This is a genomic window from Archangium violaceum Cb vi76 (assembly GCF_000733295.1).
Classification (GTDB): Bacteria; Myxococcota; Myxococcia; order Myxococcales; family Myxococcaceae; genus Archangium; species Archangium violaceum.
In genome coordinates this window covers 23185-43614 of the sequence record NZ_JPMI01000175.1, presented here as the reverse complement: position 1 = coordinate 43614, position 20430 = coordinate 23185, and the positions used below count along the sequence as shown (strand labels likewise).

The 20430-nt window shown below is 70.0% G+C and carries 20 protein-coding genes; 8 read left to right on the top strand and 12 right to left on the bottom strand.

Going from position 1 to position 20430, the window contains the following annotated elements:
• Positions 1-262: 262 nt before the first annotated feature.
• From Q664_RS25445 to Q664_RS25430, 4 genes are all read left to right on the top strand, one after another.
• Positions 263-1054 (top strand): ParA family protein, encoded by a 792-nt coding sequence (locus Q664_RS25445; RefSeq protein WP_043400949.1) that lies wholly within the window; start codon positions 263-265, stop codon positions 1052-1054.
• A 206-nt stretch (positions 1055-1260) separates the two neighbouring features.
• The gene (locus Q664_RS25440) at positions 1261-2178 is read left to right on the top strand and encodes a ParB/RepB/Spo0J family partition protein (protein ID WP_043400945.1); all 918 of its coding nucleotides are present in this window, start codon (positions 1261-1263) and stop codon (positions 2176-2178) included.
• A gap of 3 nt (positions 2179-2181) precedes the next feature.
• Complete coding sequence (gene bacM, locus Q664_RS25435; RefSeq protein ID WP_043400942.1) at positions 2182-2634, top strand: bactofilin BacM; 453 nt, start codon at positions 2182-2184, stop codon at positions 2632-2634.
• The gene (locus tag Q664_RS25430) at positions 2634-3191 is read left to right on the top strand and encodes a hypothetical protein (protein WP_043400939.1); all 558 of its coding nucleotides are present in this window, start codon (positions 2634-2636) and stop codon (positions 3189-3191) included. The genes bacM and Q664_RS25430 overlap by 1 nt, the downstream gene beginning before the upstream one ends.
• 370 nt (positions 3192-3561) lie before the next feature.
• Here Q664_RS25430 and Q664_RS25425 read toward each other — a convergent pair whose 3' ends face one another.
• The 5 genes from Q664_RS25425 to egtB form a co-directional block, all read right to left on the bottom strand.
• Entirely contained in the window at positions 3562-4233 is a 672-nt protein-coding gene (locus Q664_RS25425) for a DUF2231 domain-containing protein (protein WP_043400936.1), read from the bottom strand.
• Positions 4234-4396: 163 nt separating this feature from the next.
• On the bottom strand, positions 4397-4570 hold the full coding sequence (locus tag Q664_RS60145) for a hypothetical protein (protein ID WP_200883768.1): 174 nt from the start codon (positions 4568-4570) through the stop codon (positions 4397-4399).
• A 358-nt stretch (positions 4571-4928) separates the two neighbouring features.
• Positions 4929-5738 (bottom strand): GntR family transcriptional regulator, encoded by an 810-nt coding sequence (locus Q664_RS25420; protein WP_052518654.1) that lies wholly within the window; start codon positions 5736-5738, stop codon positions 4929-4931.
• A gap of 265 nt (positions 5739-6003) precedes the next feature.
• Entirely contained in the window at positions 6004-7017 is a 1014-nt protein-coding gene (egtD, locus tag Q664_RS25415; RefSeq protein ID WP_052518653.1) for an L-histidine N(alpha)-methyltransferase, read from the bottom strand.
• A 21-nt stretch (positions 7018-7038) separates the two neighbouring features.
• Positions 7039-8373, bottom strand: a complete 1335-nt coding sequence (gene egtB / locus Q664_RS25410; RefSeq protein WP_043400932.1) for an ergothioneine biosynthesis protein EgtB — start codon at positions 8371-8373, stop codon at positions 7039-7041.
• 442 nt (positions 8374-8815) lie between these two features.
• Here egtB and Q664_RS25405 point away from each other — a divergent pair, with 442 nt between their 5' ends.
• Positions 8816-10261 (top strand): ATP-binding protein, encoded by a 1446-nt coding sequence (locus Q664_RS25405; RefSeq protein ID WP_043400929.1) that lies wholly within the window; start codon positions 8816-8818, stop codon positions 10259-10261.
• Between the two features lie 251 nt (positions 10262-10512).
• The gene (locus Q664_RS25400) at positions 10513-11334 is read left to right on the top strand and encodes a Uma2 family endonuclease (RefSeq protein WP_043400927.1); all 822 of its coding nucleotides are present in this window, start codon (positions 10513-10515) and stop codon (positions 11332-11334) included.
• 24 nt (positions 11335-11358) lie between these two features.
• Here Q664_RS25400 and ggt read toward each other — a convergent pair whose 3' ends face one another.
• Positions 11359-13191, bottom strand: a complete 1833-nt coding sequence (ggt, locus tag Q664_RS25395) for a gamma-glutamyltransferase (protein WP_052518652.1) — start codon at positions 13189-13191, stop codon at positions 11359-11361.
• 295 nt (positions 13192-13486) lie between these two features.
• Between ggt and Q664_RS25390 the strand changes: the two genes are divergently transcribed.
• Positions 13487-14056, top strand: coding sequence for a hypothetical protein (locus Q664_RS25390; RefSeq protein ID WP_043400925.1), 570 nt, complete (start codon positions 13487-13489; stop codon positions 14054-14056).
• Here the strand turns inward: Q664_RS25390 and Q664_RS25385 are convergent.
• From Q664_RS25385 to Q664_RS25375, 3 genes are all read right to left on the bottom strand, one after another.
• Positions 14045-15196, bottom strand: a complete 1152-nt coding sequence (locus Q664_RS25385) for a site-2 protease family protein (protein ID WP_043400922.1) — start codon at positions 15194-15196, stop codon at positions 14045-14047. The two genes, Q664_RS25390 and Q664_RS25385, sit on opposite strands and share 12 nt — an antisense overlap.
• Before the next feature lie 133 nt (positions 15197-15329).
• Positions 15330-15761, bottom strand: coding sequence for a CBS domain-containing protein (locus tag Q664_RS25380; protein ID WP_043400919.1), 432 nt, complete (start codon positions 15759-15761; stop codon positions 15330-15332).
• A 192-nt stretch (positions 15762-15953) separates the two neighbouring features.
• Entirely contained in the window at positions 15954-16364 is a 411-nt protein-coding gene (locus tag Q664_RS25375; RefSeq protein WP_043400916.1) for a hypothetical protein, read from the bottom strand.
• 504 nt (positions 16365-16868) lie between these two features.
• Between Q664_RS25375 and Q664_RS25370 the strand changes: the two genes are divergently transcribed.
• Complete coding sequence (locus Q664_RS25370) at positions 16869-17783, top strand: UbiA family prenyltransferase (protein WP_052518651.1); 915 nt, start codon at positions 16869-16871, stop codon at positions 17781-17783.
• A 17-nt stretch (positions 17784-17800) separates the two neighbouring features.
• Here Q664_RS25370 and Q664_RS25365 read toward each other — a convergent pair whose 3' ends face one another.
• From Q664_RS25365 to Q664_RS25355, 3 genes are all read right to left on the bottom strand, one after another.
• The gene (locus tag Q664_RS25365; RefSeq protein WP_043400914.1) at positions 17801-18535 is read right to left on the bottom strand and encodes a hypothetical protein; all 735 of its coding nucleotides are present in this window, start codon (positions 18533-18535) and stop codon (positions 17801-17803) included.
• Positions 18532-19683 (bottom strand): AAA family ATPase, encoded by a 1152-nt coding sequence (locus Q664_RS55115; protein ID WP_075207507.1) that lies wholly within the window; start codon positions 19681-19683, stop codon positions 18532-18534. Before Q664_RS55115 ends, Q664_RS25365 begins: the two co-directional genes overlap by 4 nt.
• Before the next feature lie 169 nt (positions 19684-19852).
• Positions 19853-20401: a hypothetical protein gene (locus tag Q664_RS25355; RefSeq protein WP_043400908.1), complete on the bottom strand. Its 549-nt coding sequence runs from the start codon at positions 20399-20401 to the stop codon at positions 19853-19855.
• Between the last annotated feature and the right edge of the window lie 29 nt (positions 20402-20430).

Here is a 20430-nt window from a genome sequence, read left to right as displayed (position 1 = left end):
TCACCCCAGCCCTCTCCCAGGGGGAGAGGGGGCTCGTCGCGGCTCCAACCCGGGGTCCGGGCACCCTCACCCCGTCCCTCTCCCGGGGGGAGAGGGTGATTCGGCTCATGGTGTTCGACGGGCGGATGTCAGGCAGGCGAGCTAGAAGTCTGATCCGGTCGTGGACTGGATCAGCCGTCGATTTGATGGATCAATACGCAGTCGGTACATGCCTCCCCCGCAGAGCCCCCGGCATCCCCGGGGCGTCGCAAGGATGGGCCACGTGGGTCGAATCATCTGCATCTCCAATCAGAAGGGCGGCGTCGGCAAGACGACCACCGCCATCAACCTCGCCGCCAGCCTCGCCGCCGCCGAGCGCAAGGTGCTCCTCGTCGACATGGACCCCCAGGGCAATGCCGGCAGCGGCCTCGGCCTCAAGCGCGAGAATCTCCAGGGCACCGTCTATGACGCCCTCCTCGGTGGCCGCCCCATGGGCGAGCTCCTCCACCCCACCGAGCTGCGCTTCCTCCAGGTGGTCCCCGCCACCCCGGACCTCACCGGCGCCGAGGTCGAGCTCGTCAACCAGGAGCGTCGCGAGTACCGCCTCCGCGATGCCCTCCGGCCCATGGCCGAGCAGTACGACTACATCCTCATCGACTGCCCGCCCTCGCTCGGCCTCCTCACCCTCAACTCGCTGATCGCCGCGGACTCCGTCCTCATCCCGCTCCAGTGCGAGTACTACGCGCTCGAGGGCCTCTCCCAGCTCAACCACACCATCGACCTGGTCAAGCAGGCCTTCAACCCCGGGCTGAAGATGGAGGGCATCCTCCTCACCATGTTCGACTCGCGCGCGAACATCGCCAACCAGGTCGTCGCCGACGTGCGCGAGTACTTCAAGGAGCAGGTCTTCACGTCCGTCGTCCCGCGCAACGTGCGCCTGTCCGAGTGCCCGTCCTTCGGCAAGCCCATCCTGCTCTACGACATCAAGTCCAAGGGCTGTGAGAGCTACCTGGCGCTCGGCCGTGAGATCATGCAGCGCGAGCCCAATCCGCCCCCCGCTCGCAAGGTCGCGTAGCCTCCGGTCCGCCTCCCGCCCGCATCCTTATATAGGCGGGAGTGAGGCGGGCCCCCCCACCGCTGAATCGGGCTGGAGCGCTCCCTCGCTCCGCTCGCCCCGCCGGGCTCCCGCGTCCCCCCGGCCGAGGTGCTGCCGTCCAGGGACGTGGCCGCCCGGGTGCTCCCGGGCCGGTAATGCCGGGCCCTCCCGGTGGAGACCAAGCAGTGCTGAACGGTGACAAGCAGAAGCGGGCGTTGGGCCGTGGCCTCTCCGCCCTCATCCCCCAGGCCGCTCCTCCTCCCGCCGCGGCCGCCGCGGCGGCGGTGGCTGTTCTTCCCGAGCCTCCCCCTCCCCCCAAGGGCAGCGTCCTCAAGCTCCCCATCGAGGCCATCCACCGCGACACCCTCCAGCCCCGCCGCCACTTCGACGAGGAGAAGCTCCGCGAGCTCACCGAGTCCATCAAGGCCCAGGGCGTCCTCATGCCCGTGCTCGTGCGCAAGGACGGCGAGGGCTACAAGATCATCGCCGGCGAGCGCCGCTGGCGGGCCTCGCAGCTCGCGGGCCTGCATGAGATTCCCGCCATCGTGCGCGAGGTGACGGAGGTCGAGGCCTTCGAGCTCGCCCTGGTGGAGAACCTCCAGCGCGCGGACCTCAACCCCATGGAAGAGGCCGAGGGCTATCACCGGCTCGTCGAGGAGTTCGGCCTCACGCAGGATCAGGTGGCCCAGCGCGTGGGCAAGGAGCGCTCCACGGTGGCCAATGCCCTGCGGCTGCTCGGCCTGCCTCCCGAGGTGAAGAACATGGTGGCCGAGGGCAACCTGAGCGCCGGCCATGCCCGCGCGCTGCTCGGTGTGCCCCGCATCCCCGAGATGACCGAGCTGGCCCAGCAGGTGGCCGCGCGCAAGTTGAGCGTGCGCGACACCGAGAAGCTCGTTCAGCAGTCCAAGGGTGGCAAGGCGAAGGACTCGGGCAAGCCGGCCAAGGTGAGCCCGCAGGTGAAGGCGCTCACCGAGGAGCTCCAGCGGATTCTGGGCACGAAAGTGCGTCTGGTGGAGAAGACCGGTGGAAAAGGCACCATCGAGGTCGATTACTTCTCGTACGATGACCTCGATCGCATCCTGAAGGTACTCAGGAAGGAGTAGCGCGTGGCGCTCCTCGGCAAGAAGGAAGAGAAGACCAACGTACCGCTTCTAGGCGGCAGACGGGAGGATGAATCCGTGGCAACGCGTCCGGGTGAGGTGCACACGCTGCTCGGCAAGGGCAGCGAGTTCGAGGGGAAGCTCACCTTCGAGGGACAGGTTCGTATCGACGGGAAGTTCAGCGGGCAGATCATCACCAAGGACGTGCTCGTCATTGGGGATGGGGCCCGCGTCACGGCGGAGATCAACGCCGGCACCGTCATCATCAATGGCACCGTGGAGGGCAACGTGCGCGCCGCGCAGTTGATCGAGCTGCACGCTCCCGCGCGCGTGAAGGGCAGTCTGGAGAGCCCGGCGCTCACCATGGACCGGGGCGTCATCTTCGAGGGCACCACGAAGATGGAGAACCTCGGCAAGGGTGGAGGCTCGCCGCCGCCTCCGGGTGGAGACAAGAAGTAGTGCGCCGCGCCGGGAGCCAGTCGGTGCGCGCCGCCCTGGTGGCGTTGTGCTGGCTGGCCGCCGGCTGCGGTGGTTGCGAGCAGGACGAGGCGCCCGCGACTCCGGAGCCCGCCGCCCCGGAGCAGCGGCCCGTCCCCCAGCGGCGCGTGGGCGTGAAGGTGCCCATGCCGCCGGGGTGGACGGCCCAGGTGGCCTCGGATGGGAGCTTCCAGTTCGGCCCGCCCGGGCGCCCGGTGTTGCGCGTGGACTTGCGCCCCGGCCAGGGGGCCACGCTGCCCGCTCCCGAGGCGCTCCTCCAGTCGGTGGAGGAGTCCTTCGCGGGTTTCGAGCACACGCTGGAGCAGCAGGCCGGGGGCGAGGACTTCTCGCTGGTGCGGGTGAGGCTCACGCCGAAGCTGGAGGATGGGGGCTCGGGCGCGAGCTACCCGGCGCTCTTCGGGGCGCGGCGCGTGGAGAAGGACCTGTTCCTGTGCGCCACCTTCCCGGGGGTTGGCGCCGACGAGGTGCTCCAGGCCTCGGACGCCTGCAAGGGCATCGAGTTCCAGCCGCCGCGCTGAGCGGGGCCCGCAAAGACATCGGGCGCGACCACCCGGAGTCCTGTTCTCCGGAGGCGCGCCCGATGCATCCCCCCCTCGCACCAGGGAACCGGCCCTTCCCCCCGGACGGCCGGCGCTCTGGTGGGTGCCCGTGTTTCGTGGCTCCCACGAGTGGTGGACGACTGAGTGTCTCGCGGAGGTTTGGCCCGTGGGGGCGCCGTCGACAGGTGTGTGTGCCCGCGGACGCTCGCCGCGGAGTTCCGCTCCTGGAGTGTCGGGTGGGCTTCGGTTGAGGCCCCGCGAATTCCGCACACCGCGTGTGGGCGCGCTCCCTCTCCCTCTGGGAGAGGGGATATCCACACCTGCCAGCCTGACGAAGAACGCCGCTCCCTCAGTAGAGCGGCCGTGGCGAGGGCGAGAGGGTGGCGTCATCCACGAGGGGCTCGCTCGTCACCGCGGGCACCTGGGTGCCTTCACCGAAGCCCTTGGCGCCGGAGGCCAGCGGCACGGCTCCCGAGAAGATGCCGCGCGCCCGGTCGAGCAGCCAGCGCACGCCGAGCACGGCATCGCGGATGAGCGCCCGGGGTGCCTCGCGGGAGAGCAGCGGAGGACCCTTGAGCGTCCCCACCGAGCCCTCCACGGGCATCGGGTTGATGCCCACGCCGAGCTCGTAGACCATCTTGCCGCCGAGGGTGGCGGTGTAGATGGCGGCCACGTTGGCGGCGATCCCGAGCGCGCACTGCACCACCGACGGAGGCCGGCCGAGCCGCCACAGCGTCACGCCCACGGCGCCCAGGGTGATGACGGCATTGCCGAGGCCGTGGAGGAACACCATGTCGCGAGCACGAGGCTCCTCGAGCTTCACCTCCTGCGAGGCGGCCAGTCCGGCGAGCCCCGAGAAGAGGGCGCTCAATGTCCCCGCGACCCACAGCCGCCGGCCCACCCGGGCCCAGGTGCGGTCTCCGGTGGTGACGGCGATGACATCGGCCACCGTGGCGGTGGGGAGCAGGGTGAGGGGAGTGTGGACGACGGCGGGGTGCAGCTCGTGAAGCAGCATCTTCATGGATGGGTCTCCGGGGTCTCTCGGGTCTCGTGGCGTGTCAGGGCGCGGACGTGGGCGAGTCGTCCTGGGCGTCGGGCCGGATGCCGTGCCGCACGCGCGCGGGGATGTCGATGCGCAGCTGGAGCCAGTCCATGCCCCGGGGTGTGTCGTTCACACGCCGCTCTCAGTGATGCGGTGGGAAGGCCGCGGGCTCGCCGGTGGCGCCGTTGCCATCGGGCTGGGGGCCGGACTTCTTCTCCTCGGGAGTGGAGCGGTCCTCGCCCTCGTGGTGGATGCGCTCGTCCTGGCCCGCGCCCTGCCGGGGCACCGTCTTCTCTTCGGGGTTCTTCCGCTCCATGTTCCCACCTCGCCCGTGAAGGAGTTTCCCGGAAGCTGGGCACCCCGGAGGGGGCCGTCACGAGCCCGGGCGAAGGCAGGGCCGCCTGCCTGGAGGGCCTGCGCGCGGACTCGCGGGAGCTGTCGAGCAGCCCCACCCTCCCTCGTGATGGCTCCGCCGGAGTCGGGCCTCTCCAGGGTTGATGTGCTGGCCCTGCTCGCACCGTGAGGTCTCCAGTGGATGGCTCGACGGCGCTGGAATGGGAGGTGTGTCCAGGGAGCCCGCCGGGCCCGGCGGCGACCAACTGGTCCGACTGTTGGACCAGTCGGTGAAGAGCGCGGCCGGGAGGCCGTCTCGCGCAGGGGCTCGTGAGGTGGGTTCATCGGGGGTCCTCGCCAGGGTGGTACGCAAGCGCGTCCGGTGTCCGGCCACCCTCGGGGCGGGCGCTGTCGAGGCCTTCTCCCCCGGACATGGCTCCGAGCCTTCGGAGAACGTGCTCATCGGAGACGAGGAGCAGCGGGGGGAGGTCTCGCCTCAGCGCCTGCGCGTCCCGGTCATACAGCCAGCTCAGCGTCTGCTCGGACCAGTGGCGGACCGCTTCGGACGAGAGGAGCGTCCGTAGGACTCCAGCCATTCCCCAGAAGGCCCGTTCCAGCGACTGGACGAGGAGGAAGTGCCCCGGGGAATCCGCCGCGTCCGCGGCCATCCGGAGCAGCGCGAACTCCTGCTCCACCCAGCGTCTGGAGCCATCATCCCAGCGCGCGCCATCACGGAGCGCGAAGCAGGCGGTTGAAACCTGCTCGAGCTCCTTTTCGGATGCGTGCTCGCAGGTGCGCACCAGCAACGTGACGGCCGTCTCCCGCTTGAGCTCGAAATACCCCTCCAGCAGGCGCTGTCGTCCCGGCCGCGCGCGCTCCAGGGGATGGAGCGTTACGCCCAGGCTCTCGAGTGTCACGGCGTGCTCGACAGCCACCGCACGAGCCTGCCGCCCCGGGTGCCGCGAGAGCAGCCCCCGCGCGGCAAGACGCAACAGCGCTTCCCGGATCGTTCCTCGCGCGACTCCGTAGTGCTGGGCGAGCATCCTTTCCGAGGGAAGCCTTCCACTGCTGGGCAGTCTTTCCTGCGAGATCATGCGCTCAAGGTCCTGCTCGATGCGCGAGACGAGCTTCGTTGGCAACAGGTGCTCCATGTCCGCCTCCCGGCGGGTGGCTCTGCACCAGCTGGGCCACGCACGGCACGGAGTCTCCCTCCCGCGAGGAACGCTTCGCGTCCGTCGCTGGACCGGGATGCATGTCCAACTCAGGGACATGGAATCCGCGGCATGGCTCCTGGAGCCCAGGGGCTTCGAGGCGAGGCTCCCTCCCGGGGGCGACGTGCGCCAACTGGTCCAACAGTCGGACCAGTTGCGCGAGAGCGCGCCCGGAGGGTGCTCCCCCGGGGGTCCCGGCCCGCGCTCAGCGCTTGAGGGCCAGCGAGAGGGCGAAGTCGCCCGCGGCGTCCGTCCAGCGCTCGGCCAGGTACAGCCCCGCGGCCGCGAGCTCCGCCTCCACCTGCTCCGGACGGAACTTGCAGCTCACCTCCGTGCGCAGCACCTCGCCCTCGGCGAAGTTCACGTACCGCTTCAGCGCCGACAGCTTCACCGCCTGCGCCCGCGAGGAGATGAGCCGCATCTCCACCCACCCGTTCTCCTCGTCGAAGGGCGCCAGGTGCTCGAAGGCCTCGGGCTCGAAGTCCGCGTCCAGCTCGCGGTTGAGCACGTGCAGCACGTTGCGGTTGAAGGCCGCCGTCACCCCCGCGCTGTCGTTGTACGCCGCGAACAGCCGCTCGCGGCACTTGAGCAGGTCCGTCCCCAACAGCAGCCCCTCGCCCGGCTCCATCCCCGACGCCAGCTGCCCGTAGAAGCGCGCGCGCTCGGCCGGCTTCAGGTTGCCAATCGTCCCGCCCAGGAAGGCCACCAGCCGGCGGCCTCCCCTCGGCAACCGCTCCAGGTGCCGCTCGAAGTCCCCCACCACCGCGTGCACCCGCAGCCCCGGGTACTCGCCGGCCACCGCCCGCGCCGCCTGCCTCAGGAAGGCCTCGCTCACGTCGAAGGGGACGAAGCGCCTCAGCTGCCCCGTGCTCCGCAGCGCGTCCAGCAGCAGCCGTGTCTTCTCGCTGCTCCCGCTGCCCAGCTCGATCAGCGTGTCCGCCCCGCTCGCCCGGGCGATGTCCCCCGCGTGCGCCACGAGGATTTCCCGCTCGCGCCGCGTGGGGTAGTACTCCGGCAACCGGGTGATTTCGTCGAAGAGCTGGCTGCCCCGCTCGTCATAGAGCCACTTGGGGGACAGCTCCCGCGGCGTGGTGTCTCCGCACAGCCCGGCCAGCACCTCCGAGCGCAGCGCCCGCTGCGCGTCCCCTGGCCGCACGTGCACCTCCACCGTCACCTCGGACTCGCGCCGCCGCCCCAGCCCCAGCCCCGTCTCGCCCATCCCTCCGCCCTGTCTCATGTCTCACCTCGCGTCTCGCGCGCACCTGAAGCCGGCGAAGATCTGCCGGCGGATGGGGTAGTCCCAGTTGCGGAAGCTGTTGCGCACCGCCACCGGCGCGCTCGCCCACGCTCCACCCCTCAACACCCGGTACTCCGCGCCGAAGAACACCTCGGAGTATTCACGGTAGGGAAATGATTTGAACCCAAAGTATCCATCGAAGGTGCTGGAGGTCCACTCCCAGACATCTCCGAGGAGACCCCAGACGCCGTCCGCGCTCTGGCCCGCGGGGTAGCTGCCAATGGGGGAGGGGCCCCAGGAGTCCCCGCCGAGGTTGGCGTGGGAGGAGTCCGGTGCCGCGTCCCCCCAGGGGTACACGCGGGGCTGGCCGTCCGAGCCCGTCGCGGCCTTCTCCCACTCGGCCTCGGTGGGCAGCCGTTTGCCGGCCCAGCGCGCGTAGGCGTCCGCCTCGTACCAGGACACGTGCTGTACGGGCTCGTCCTTGGGAAGGGGCTCCACGTGGCCGTAGCGCCGCCGCAGCCAGGCGCCCCCCTCCTGGGGGAGCCAGAAGAGCGGGTGGCGGATGCCCTGGGCGTGAAGCCACTCGAAGCCCTGGGGGTCCCACCAGCGGCTGTCGGTGTAGCCGCCGGACTCGACGAAGACGACGTAGTCCCCGTTGGTGACGGGGTGCGAGTCCAGGAGGAAGTCCGGCACGTGCACGGTGTGGGCGGGACGCTCGTTGTCGTAGGCCCAGGGCGCGTCGCTGCCCAGGCGCGCGGGGCCGCCGGGGATGAAGACCTCGTATTGCGCGGCGCGAGCGGGCCGCGGGCGGGGGAGCGCGGCGGGCCGGTACACGTGGCTCGTCATGAGCTGCAGCGTGGCGGCGAGCGTCTCCAGGTGCTGTTGCTCGTGCTGGACCACCATGCCGAAGACGAAGCCGCCGCGCAGCAGGGGGACGGGCGAGTCCTCGTGGAGGTGGTGGAGCCACTCGAGCGTGGCCTCGCGGACGCGGGAGGCGTAGGCGAAGGCCTGGGCGGGGGTGAGCAGGGGCAGTTGGGAGCGCGAGGAGCGCGGGTGGCGGAAGGCGTCGTAGAGCGAGTCGAAGGCGGAGTCGGTGAGGGCGGGGGCGCCGAGGGCGCGCAGCAACCACTGCTCCTCGTAGTTGGCCAGGTGGGCCACGTCCCAGACGATGGGGGACATGAGGGGTGAGTGCTGGAGGGTGAGGGCGTCCTCGGGGAGGCCCTCGAGCATGCGCAGCAGGCGCGAGCGGGCGGCGGAGAGCGCGGCGACGGCGGCTGACTTCCAGGGACGAAGCTCATGCTGGCCCATGTCCCGGAGGGCCTCGAGGGGGCTGTGCATCGTGCCTCCAAAGGTAGGGAGCGGCGGGTGGTGGGGGGAGTGTCCCCGTGCCGTGGCGCGAGCCCGCCGTGAGACAGCGTACGCCGGGAGGGAGGATGCGCCAGGAGGGAGCGACGCGAGCGCACCGGGAGACGGGGACTTGGGATGTCGGGAGCCCTACAACCCCTCTCCCGAGGGGTGAGGGTACCCGGGTCCCGGGTTGGGACTGTGTAAAGCCCCCTCTCCTTCTGGGAGAGGGTTGGGGTGAGGGTGTCGAGCGCGGGACAGGTCTCCGAGGCGAGGAGAGAGTTCCTCTGAGCACCCGGAACACGGGCCTCCCAGCCCGCTGCCCGGACAGGCGCGCGGGGGAAGAGCCGCTGTGCCTGGAGTGTTCTGCCCTGTTGCCCGGAAGCCTGGCGGCGGCGCATGGCGCCCGCGGGGGTCCGGAGCGGGGAGACTTTCGATGAGCCAGGCCCGGAACGGCCGTTCGGAGTGGTTCGAGTTGTCGGAGGAAGGCTGGAGGCGCTCCAACCGGGCGAGGCCGCTCGGCCAGCTGGTGCGCGAGGCGTTGCAGAACGCGTTCGACCAGCGGGCGCGCCGGGTGAAGGTGCGCCTGGAGGAGGACGAGGTCCGCATCGAGGACGACGCGCCGGCGGGCCTGGCGCGGGACGAGTTCGCCTTCACGGTGTTCCTCGGGGAGAAGGACACGCCGCCCACGTGGCGGGGGCGCAAGGGGCGGGGCCTCAAGGAGATGATCGCCGCGAGCGACCGCGCCGAGGTGGAGACGGTGGGGCGCACGCTCGTCTTCGACGACACGGGGCGGAACGTGAAGGCGAACACGCGGCGGGTGGGCACGTGCCTGCGGCTCTTCCGCCGCACGAGCGCGCGCGAGCGCGACGAGGCCGTGCGGCTGTTGCGCCTCACCCTTCCGCCGCCGGGGGTGGAGCTGCTCATCAACGGGCGCGCCGTGCGTCCGCCGAGGGCGAAGGACTCGCTGGAGGACTGCCCGCTGGAGACGGTGGAGCTGCACCGGGGGGTGGAGCGGTACGTGGAGCGGGGCGCGCGGGTGGACCTGTACTACCCGAGGCCGGGCGAGACGCCGCACCTGTACGAGCTGGGGTTGCCGGTGGAGCCGCACCACCTGCCGTGGCACGTGGACGTGCAGCAGCGCATTCCGCTGGCGGCCGAGCGCGACGCGGCGAGGGACCCGTACAAGCGGACGCTGGCGGCGATCATCCTGGAGTCACTGGCGCCGGAGCTGAGCCGGCAGGAGCTGTCGGGGGCGTGGGTGACGGAGGTGCTGGCGCACTTCACGTTGGGGGAGGAGGCGTTGGGGGCGTACGTGGACAAGGTGTTGCCGGCGAGGGCGGTGCTGTCCGCGGGCCCGAGGGTGGATGACCGGGCGAGGCAGCTGGGGGCGAAGGTGGTGGACCTGAGGGGGATGCCCCAGACGGCGCTGGAGCAGTTGGAGACGGTGGTGGAGGGGGCGGACGCGTACGTGGAGCGGATGGAGGGCCCGCCGAGGGACGTGGTGGTGCGGCCGGGGGCGAGGGCGGAGCGGCTGGTGGGGGTGGTGCGATGCCTGTCGAAGGAGCTGACGGGGAGGGAGGTGGGGGTGGAGTTCTTCGAGCGCGAGGTGAGAGACGAGCGCGCGCACGTGGAAGCGGAGTACGACAGCAAGCGGCGGGTGCTGCGGGTGAACATGAAGGGGCGGGTGCGGCTGGACGACCCGTTGGAGCCGCGCACGCTGGGCATCATCCTGCACGAGCTGGCGCACGAGGTCGGGGACGAGCACGACTTCGCGTTCATCGATCGGCTGGAGGGCTACGCGGGCAAGGCGTTGCGCTGCCTGGTGGATCGGCCGGAGCTGCTGGCGCCCTACGCGAGCCCGAGGAAGCGGACGGGGTAGCGGGGTCCACGCGCTCCCGGCGGCCCAGGACAGGAGTCCGAGATGGTGGAATGGGCCCTCGCGGCGGGTTGGGCTCCCCTGAGCGCGGGCCCGCCGGTTGTCATCGAATACGCTGTGAGCATGCACAGCCTGGGTTGAAGCCCGCTCCAGCTGGCTGCGGGGTGGGTGGGGGAAGAGCGGAATCTCCGCTCATGGACGTTGAACTCGTGCGCGGTTGACCTCGGAGGTCAACTGCCACACCCTACCAGGGGATGACGCATGAGCGACAGCATGATGTGGACGCCTTTCCCCGAGCTCCCACACAAGCGGAATGGGAGGCGATGAGCGGCGAGGAGAGGGCGCGGGTCGTGGAGGCTCTTCCCGCGGAGGTGACGTGGGAGGAGATGCCGATGCCGGAGGGGGACCTGCACACCGAGGCGAGGTGGCGGGCACAGGATGCACTCCAGGACTACTTCAAACCGCCGCGGCGCCGGGCGTACGTGAGCGTGGCGCTTCCCATCTACTACCCCGGGGAGAGGCGCTTCGCGCCGGACCTGCTGGTGGTGTTGGACGTGGAGCCGCACCTGCGGGGCAAGTGGCTGGTGAGCCACGAGGGCAAGGGATTGGACTGGGTGATGGAGGTGCACGTGGGCGGCGACCGCAAGAAGGACGCCGAGGACAACGTGCGGCGCTATGCCCGGCTGGGGATTCCCGAATACTTCATCTACGACCGGGCGAGAGAACGGCTGGAGGCATATCGGCTGCCTTCACCGGATGCGAGGGAGTACGTGCGGATGGAGCCGGAGCAGGGCTGGTACTTCTCGGAAGTGCTGGGGCTGGAACTCCAACTGGACGGAGAACGGCTGCGGTTCTGGGCGGGCAATGCCCTGCTTCTGGACATGGAGGAGCGGAACGAGCGGTTGAGGGAAATGCTGGGCCGCATGGAGCAGCGGCGAGCGAGCGCCGAGCAGGTTCGCTGGCTCGACGAAACGGAGCATCGGCTCGAGGAAGAGGCCCGCCGGCGCGAGGAGGCGGAGCGCCGGCGGGCGGAGCTCCAGTCCGAGCTGGAGCGGCTCAAGTCCCGAGGGCCGTGAGGCCCGGGCCGCTCCCGCCCCTTCTCACTTCACGGGCTCGACGACCATGGCGCTGCCGCCACCGCGGCGGGAGGGCTCGGCGGCGGCGGTGACGGTGCCGTCCTCGTGGACGCGGATGGCGGTGAGCGCGCCCAGGGGCCCCACATTCGTGAATCCATGTCCCATCTCACCGAGCTCCGCGGCCTCGGGCGAGGCGATGAACGCGGGCTCGGCCTGGCTCCTGTTATCGGGCGAGTTGCGCTGGGACACGCGAGGCGCGGCCAGGGCCTGCTCGATGGGCATGCCGAAGTCGAGGTGATTCACGAGTGTCTGTCCCACGGTGGTGATGATGGTGGAGCCACCGGGGCTGCCGAGCGCGAGCACGGGCCTTCCGTCCTTGAGCACGAGCAGGGGGCTCATGCTGCTGCGCGGCCGCTTGCCGGGAGCCGGCGCGTTGGGGTGGTGCGCGTCCACGGAGGCGGGCAGGTCGAAGTCCGTCAGCTCGTTGTTGAGCAGGAAGCCGTAGCCGGGGACGACCATGCCGTTGCCGCCCTCGCCCTCGATGGTGCACGTGTATGCGACGAGGTTGCCCTCGGCATCCGAGGTGGTGATGTGCGTGGTCTCCTTGTTGGGCACCAGCTCCTCGGCGGCGGGGCGGGCCACCTCGGGCACGCGCGGGAGCACGGCGCGGGCCGGACCCTGGTAGGGGAAGGGATTGCCGGGCAGCGCGGTGGTGGTGGAGGCCCGCGTCCCCTCGAGCCTCGCGCCCCGCCGCGCGGCGTACTCACGGGACAGGAGCCCGGCCTCGGGGACGGAGACGAAGGCGGGGTCTCCGAGGAAGGCATTGCGGTCGGCGAAGGCGAGCCGCGAGGCCTCCAGGTACCGGTGGAGGAATCGCGCGCGGGACATCGAGGCCGGCGCCTGGGGCTCGAGCAGGTTCAACGTCAGCGCGAGCGTGACACCGCCGCTGCCGGGCGCGCCCATGCCGTACAACGTGTAGCCGCGGTAGGTGCTCGTCACGGGGGGACGGACGACGGCCTCGTAGCGCTCGAGGTCCTCCAACCGCATCACGCCGGGGCGCACGGGGCGCGAGGCGCCCGCGGCGAGCGGCGGCCGGGTGACGGTGGAGACGATGGCCTGGGCAAGCTCGCCCCGGTAGAAGGCGGAGGCACCCCCCTGGGCGACGAGCCGGTACGTCTTCGCGAGCCCGGGATTCTGGAAGGTGGTGCCCACGGGCCAGGGCTGCCCATCCGGCCCGAGGAAGAGGGCGGCGGAGCTGGTGAAGTCGCGGAAGCGCTCGACGTTGTGCCGCGTCTGCTCGTGGAAGGTGGCGTCCACGGGGAAGCCCTGCTCGGCGACGCGGATGGCGGGCTGGAGCACCTCGGCGAGCGAGCGCGAGCCATACAGGCGCAGGGCCTCGCTCCAGCCCATGAGGGAGCCGGGGACGCCCACGGACAGGCCGCTGGTGACGAGCTCCTCGAAGGGCAGGGGCGCGCCCTTCTCATACAGGCGCGCGCGCTCGAGGCCCGCGGGAGCCGTCTCGCGGTGGTCCAGGGTGACGACGCGCCCATCCCGGGCGAGCCAGGCGACGAGGAAGCCGCCGCCGCCGATGCCACAGGAGTACGGGTCGGTGACGCCGAGCACGCTGGCGGCGGCCACGGCGGCGTCGATGGCGTTGCCTCCGGAGCGCAGCACCTCGAGGGCGGCGGAGGTGGCGCGCACGTCCACGGTGGCGGCGGCGCCGCCGCGTCCGGTGGCGGTGGGAGAGGAGGCGGGCGGCGTCCGGGCCTCGGACTTCGGCGCGGGGGTGGTGGCGCAACCGGGGCCGAGGCCGAGGCACAGCAGCGACGCACTGACGGAGAAGAGGAGCCTTCGCATGGGGGGCGGAGCCTACCAGCGGGTGTCCATTTCCAGGCGCTCGCCTGTCTCGGAGTCCGAGAGGATTCCGGACGGAATACGCTGACAGTGGAAGCAACCCGCCCCCGGGTGCGCGCGGATGACAGGCATTGCACACGCGTGGCGCGGGTGTGTCGGGTTTGTGGCGTGTGGAGGGGGGGCCGATTTGTCGGGCCCGGGCGCGTCCCTACCATGCACGCCCGGAAGTGAGGGGGGAGTCGTTTCCCGGCGGCGGACGGCGTGGGCGGGGAAACCCAGACAGGTATGGGGAGAGCGCATGGACCATCGGGTCTGGTGTGTCCGGGGGGAGCCGGGGGGCGGGTGGGCCTTCCTCGCCCGGCAGGAGGCGTGCGAGACGGCGCGGACGGTGGAGCGGGCCTTCCACCGGTGTGGCTTCTCGGAGGAGGAGTGGGAGGCGCTGAAGGACGCGCCGCTGAGGGCCTTCGCGTGGGTGGCCACGGCGGATGGCCCGGTGGTGCCGGGGCAGCTCATGGCCTGCCGGAGGGTGCTGGAGGCGGGGCTGTCCTCGCGCAGCCCGCTGGTGGGCCGCATCTGCGGCGAGTCCTTGCGCCAGCTCGGCGGGTGGGGGCCGGAGTGGCTGTGGGAGGCGCCGGACCTGGAGCCCCTGCGTCCGCTGGTGGCGCGCGTGGCGCAGCGGCTGGGCCTGGGCGAGGCCACGCGCTTCCACGAGTGCCTCCTGGAGGTGGGCACCCGGGTGGCGAGGGCCTCCAACGGGCTGGCGGGCCGGGTGCTGGGCCGGTTGCGCGGGGAGGAGCGGCTGGCGCTCGAGTCGCTGGTGGAGACGCTGGGGCCCGTGGAGCCCGGGCGTCCGGCTTCAGGTGTGTGACTCGCGAGGGCCCACGCCCCACGGGCCGTTGCGCTGGTTCCCCTCCAGCTCGCGCCGCTGGATGCCGCGCACCAGGTCCTCCTGGGTGAGGGTGCCCACCAACAGGCCGTCCTGCACCACGGGCAGTTGGGGCAGTTGACGCTGGCCCATTTCACGCAAGGCGTCCCAGGCCTGGGTTTCCGGGGTGAGCTCGGGCACGGGCAGGGCCACCTCGCGCGCCCGCGTCTGTCCGCGCCGCGGCGCCGGCACCCGCAGCACGGCCTCCTGCGTCACCAGCCCCACCACGCGCCCCTCCTCCACCACCGGCAGGGCCCGCCGCCGCTCGGCCCGCAGGCGCGTGTCCACCTCCTCGAGCGAGTCCTCCGCGCCCACCGCGGACGTGCGCGGTGTCATCAGCTCCCGCACGCGCAGGCCGGAGAGCAGCGTCTGCAGGAGGACCTCGCGCGACTCGCCCGCGGCGCCCATGAAGACGAAGACGGCGATGAGGAGCAGGAAGGGGTTTCCACCGGGCCACAGTCCCGGCAGCCCGAAGAGGCCCACCAGGCCGAAGAGCAGGGCGAAGCCCTTGCCGAGCAACGCGGCCGCCTGCGTGGCGCGCACCCGGCCGAGCCACCCGGTGAGGAGCGCGCGCACGACGCGGCCTCCGTCCATGGGGAAGGCGGGCAGCAGGTTGAAGAGGCCGAGGAAGACGTTGAGGCGGCCCAGGAAGGCGGTGGCGAAGGCCAGCTCCTCGGCGCCCGCGGCCGCGAGTGGCACGGAGCCCACCCGCAGGAGCACGCCCAGCACCAGGCTGGTGGCGGGGCCCGCGAGCGCCATCAACGCCTCGTGCCGCGCGCCCTCGGGCATGCGGGTGATGCGGGACACGCCGCCAATCATGAGCAGGGTGATGTCGGAGACCTGGCCGCCCTTGCGCAGGGCGTAGACGGAGTGGGCCAGCTCATGGACGAGCACGGAGAGGAAGAGGGCCACCGCCAGGCCCGTGCCCCACACCAGCGGGTGGCCCCGGAGCCGCTCGGCGCCGATGCCTCCCGCCATGGCGAGCCCGAAGAGCCACGCCATGAAGGGCAGCACCAGCAGGAAGGAGTAGTGCACCCGGATGGGAATGCCCCGCAGGGTGGCGATCTGGATGGCTCCGCGCACGGTGACACCTCGCTCGGAGAAAGGTGGGGACCGTCCGGCACAGAACCATCCACCGGAGAGACGAAGGGCCGCCCCCCGGCTGGAGAGCGGGGAGGCGGCCGTGGGTTGCCGAGCACCGGGCCCGGAGCGTGCTTCAGATGGGGCTGGAGGGCTCGGAGATGCCCTCGAGCGTCTCGGCCACCTTCTGCTCGCCGGCCTCGCCGGTGAGGTCGCCCAGCGCGACGATGCCCACCAGCTTCTTGTTCCGGTCCACGACGATCATCCGGCGGATCTGCTTCGTCTTCATGGTGCGCAGCACGTCATCCACGTTGTCGTCGTCGAAGCAGTACTCGATGCCGGAGCTCATCGCATCCGCCACCTGGGTGCTGTTCGGGTCCCTGCCCAGGGCGATGGCGCGTACGACGATGTCGCGGTCGGTGATCATCCCCAGGATGCGCTGGCCGTCGCAGACGGGCAGCGGGCCCACGTTGAGGCTGCGCATCTTCTCGGCCGCATCGCGGAGGGTGTCATTGGGGTTGATGACCTCCACGTCGCTCGACATCACTTCACGAATGCTCTTGGCCATGGCCGCTCCTTGGTGGGTGCCCCGCGAGGGGGAGCCACGAATGGGTGCCGCCGGGCGCCGGGGCACCATCTCCTCCGGAGAACCGTGGGGCTCATCCCGGCGAGGGGCAACGCGGGCCGGGGCCGTCCTCCTGGAGGGCGCACGAGCGGGTGCGGAAGCGAGCGGGGGAGCGGGGCCTGCCGGGTGGCTCGCTCAGGCGGGAGCCATCCACTGGCCGGGCTGGGGCGCGTCGCGCCAGACGTGGCGGCCGCTGTCCGGGTCCTTGTGGAAGCGCATGAAGTCGCCCAGCCCGGTGTCGAGCGCGCGCGCGTCCAGCGCCTCGGCCACCTTGCCGATGAGATCGAGCACCTCGTCGCCGGTGCCGTGGACGATGAGCTTCACCCGGGGCGTCGGCTCCCAGGGGCCGAGCTCGAAGGTGATGGAGAAGCCGTCGCCGTGGAAGGAGCCCTCGGCGGGGGTGGGGAAGAAGATGCTGGGGAGCACCTCGCGCAGCTTGCGGATGACGGCCTCGCGAGGACCGAGCGGCGGGGGCGACCAGCCTTCGGGGAAATCCCTCACCGAATCGAAGCCCGCAGCGCCCATCAGATAGATGATCCAGCTCATGCCGCACCTCGTGATCCACCAGCTTGATGAGGAACACAATACGGGAGGTGTCTGACGTTGCTGGATGGGGGGATTCAGGGGGGTTGAAGTGTTGGCTCGCGGCCGGACAACCCCGGCGGAGGTGCAACCTCGCGATCCGACACGGGAAGAATCGGTTCGAAGCGGCCGGGGGAGGGCGCGCTTCCGGGCGCGCTATCCGACGTCCACCCACGGGGTTCGCATCCAGGGCCCGCTGTCGGGACCGAGGCCCTGAGGGGAGGAGGCGCGGAGTCCGACGCGCTGCGCGTGTGTGCGATGACTGGCGCGATGGCGGCAGTCAGGGTGTGCACTTGCAGCGGGGTGGAAGAGGACTGCGAGTGCGACACCAGGATGTGTGCAAAGTCCCAGCGGCGCTGAATGCGTGAGCGGCCGGGTGGACATGAAGTACAGGGCTCTCCTGCCTGAGATAGGATTGGGAAAAGCTCGCGTGCGGGGCGAGCGGGGGTGGAGACCATGCAGCCGAGAATGACGATGCGGACCCTGTCTGCGGAGACGAATCCGGCGGAGCCGATGGCGTGGCTGCGGTTCATCCTGCGCGAGCTGTGGGTGAGCTGGAGGTTCGTGGGAGGAGACGTGTCATCGGCGGTGGTGCCGCCGCTGCTGTTCATCGGAGCGGCGAGCGGCCATCACGGGCTGGGAGTGGGCGAGGTGTTGGGAGCGCTGGGCCGGGGGCTGCTGTACTTCTGGCTGTTCGCGTATGCCTTTGGGCTGTCGAACCAGCTGGTGGGGGTGGAGGAGGATCGGGTGAACAAGCCGCACCGGCCGCTGGTGCGGGGAGAGGTGTCGCAGCGAGGGACGCGCTGGAGGTGGGTGGCGTGCATGACGCTGCTGACGCTGGTGGGGTGGGCGTTCGGGGTCTGGGAGTGGGCGTTGATGTGGCAGGTGATCATCGTGGTGCACAACGAGGTGGGGGGAGCGAAGCGCTGGTGGGCGAAGAACCTGCTGATCGCGCTGGGGGTGGTGACGCAGCTGGCGGCGGCGTGGGAGCTGGTGGGGCCGCTGACGGAGGTGACGTGGCGGTGGATCGGGGTGTTGGCGAGCGTGGTGTTCCTGTTGGTGTCGTTGCAGGACCTGAGGGACCTGGAGGGAGACCGGGCGAGCGGACGGAAGACGTTCCCGTTGGTGTTCGGGGAGAAGGGGACGAGGTACGTGCTGGGGACGCTGTTCGGGCTGCTGCCGCTGATCATCCACGAGGTGTTGATGAAGCCGCTGGGGCTGACGGCGGCGGTGGTGGCGTGCGACGTGGGGCTGGCGGTGGTGAGCTGGGTGATTGCGGCGCGGGTGGTGGGGTGGAGGACGCGGGCGGCGGACCACCGGACGTACCTGCTGTTCACGTATTGGTACTGCCTGGCGCTGCTGAGCACGATCGTCGTGCTGTGAGGGGCGCGAGGAAGGCCTCAAGCGCTTGAGAGTCCAGCCTCCACGTCGAAGCGCCCGCCCAGGGTGCGCCACGTGTCCCAGAGCAGGCGGAAGCTCGCGAGGTGCGCCGGGACGTGAGCCGGGTCGAGGCATCGATCTCGGAGTGCAGCGAGGTAGTTGGCTTCCGTGGCGATGCCCGGGCGCTCCTTGGTGTAGGACTGTCCGTGGTGCCAGAAGACTTGGCGGAGGTACTCGTAGTGGAACCTCGCGCGTTCGAGCGCATGGTCCGAGGGGCAGCTCATCCGCTCCGGGTCATCGCGGGAGACGTCGTAGAAGCGTTTGAGCTCGGCGAGGGCTGTGTCAGCGGGCTGCCGGGGGACGAGCCGGCGGTGTCCGAGCAACCAGCTCTCGATGCAGCAGTCCGCGACGATGACGTGGACCTGCCCGGAGAACGGGAGGCCCTGGTTCCTCAGAGACAGGGCGGCGCTCTCCAGGAGGCTCGACACTTCCTGCCGTCGCTCGTTGTAGGAACGTTCCTCGGCGTCGATGCAGACGAAGAGATGGTCGACGCCGTAGCGGGCGGAGTCCTCGAGCGCGCTGGGGATGCGCTGGAGGTAGGAGGGGTAGCCCATGCCGGCGAGGATGAAGAAGGAGTCCGCCGAGAGGTCCGCGGCCTGGGCGACTTCACGGAGCTGGGGGAAGCAGTGACCCAACCAGGCCTTGTAGAGCTTCTTCTCGGTGCGCCGGCCCTCGACGAGGAAGTAGAGCTTCACTCCATGCCCTCCTCGAACTCGGGAGAGTTGATGAGCCGGATGAAGTCGTCCTGGGCGGAGGGACCTTGCAGCGCGGGAATCTCCGAGGCGGGCGTGACACGCACGGTGCTCCCCTTGCGGCGCACGAGCTTCCAATGGCTCTTGGGGATGTTGTTGATGATGTAGGGGTGGTGGCTGGTGATGACGAATTGCAGGTCGTTGGCGCGCGACAGGATGAAGTCGGTCAGCGGGCCCATGCAGTTCACCCCGAGGCTGTTCTCGAACTCATCGATCAGCACCACGGTCCCAGCTGGGGCGAGCATCAGATCCACGAGATGGTTGAGCGTGCGAGCCATTCCGGAGGAGATGTCTTCAGCCCTGATCCATTTGGGAACGCCATGCTCCTTGAGCTTGAAGGATAGATGCTCCATGGCTCTGCCCTGCATTGTTCCCGATTCCCGGCGAGCGACTGCTACATCTACAACGGTGGGAAAGATATCAATGAAAAGCTGTTTGAGTTTGTCGAACTGTGCGGCGAATCTTTCCTGGAGTACGAACGCTTTGACTACGGGAGGCCTATCCGTATAGCTCCGCAGCGAATCGAGCGATGGGAATTTTCGCGCGGCCCAATCCTGTGCATCGATGATGCGATGTGTCGTGCTTTGGGAATCCAGGGCCTCGAGAAATGACTTCGCGAATGCTTGTTTCAGTTGGTTGATGGATGGTTCATCCAGGAGTTGAAGCGCACTCGAGTGTCGATTGAGCATCGGGAGTTCCTTGTTTCTGAACAGGAACTGAGATTGCTCTCGTTTGACGAGCAGGCCATCCACATCGCTGTGCAGGCTCTCTGCGACAACGATGGGACGGTCATCCGCTAGGGCTGCAGCGCTCTCCTCATCATCTCCCGATCCTGGACTGTGGGCGGCGCTGTCAAACTGCCACCTATAGGTCTGCCCCTCATGTTCGAAGTGAATGTCGAAGGAGACACCTTGGTTGAAGTTCCGGAGGAAGAGCCCTCTCCCGATACGATGTACCGTGCGAATCGCCCGCAGGATTCGTGTCTTCCCCACCCCCGACGCACCCACGAGGAGGTTGAAGCGATCCAATCGCAGGTTCTCCAGCTTCCAGCCGGTCTGCTTGTCCTCGAAGGAGAGACTCTTCAATAGCATCGTGGTGCTCCGCTCGACCCGTTTCCATCGCCCGGGTTCGCTCCTCGCTTCTCCCACCTTCTAGCATCTGCATCCACTCAGAGAAGGATACGAACGTGGGCTCTTTGTTCGTTCCCGGTTGTGGAGGCAAAGAAGCCCGTCCGTGTTCGTGGACAGAGCACGCGAGGACTCAGCGCAGCTCGAGCGTGCGCACCATCTCATCCAGGACGGCGCGGTTGCCCGCGTAGTCGAGTCCTCTCACGGCGAGGGTGCTGAGGCGGACGACGGAGTCCCCATCACCGATGGCGTAGAGGTACTCGCGGGTGCCCGGGGGGAGCAGCGGAGACTCCTGCGTGGCACGCAGCTCCAGACGCACGGCGGGGCGGCCGGCGAGGGTGAGTTTCTCCTGCTGGAGGACCTCATTGCTGGAGCCCGTGTTGCCCTGGACGAAGGTATCGAGCGGCATGGGCTCGCGCTTCACGGAGACGGCAACGAGCGGTTCCTCGCTGTGGGGCTGAACCTCGAAGGGGGTGGGGTGGAAGAAGCGGCAGGGCTCCACGCCGTTGCCGGTGTTCGTCTTCCACGCGGAGGGGTGGGCAATCGAGTACCGGCCGGCGGGATTGGAGCACCGGGAGAGCGAGGGTTCCGGAGCGCGGCCCCCTTCCGGTTGCTGGTGCGCGCATCCGCTCGCGGAGAGCACGGCGAGACAAAGGGTGAAGCGCCACGTCGTGGGAACCATGGGTCGATACCTCCAGGCCCGAGGGCCGC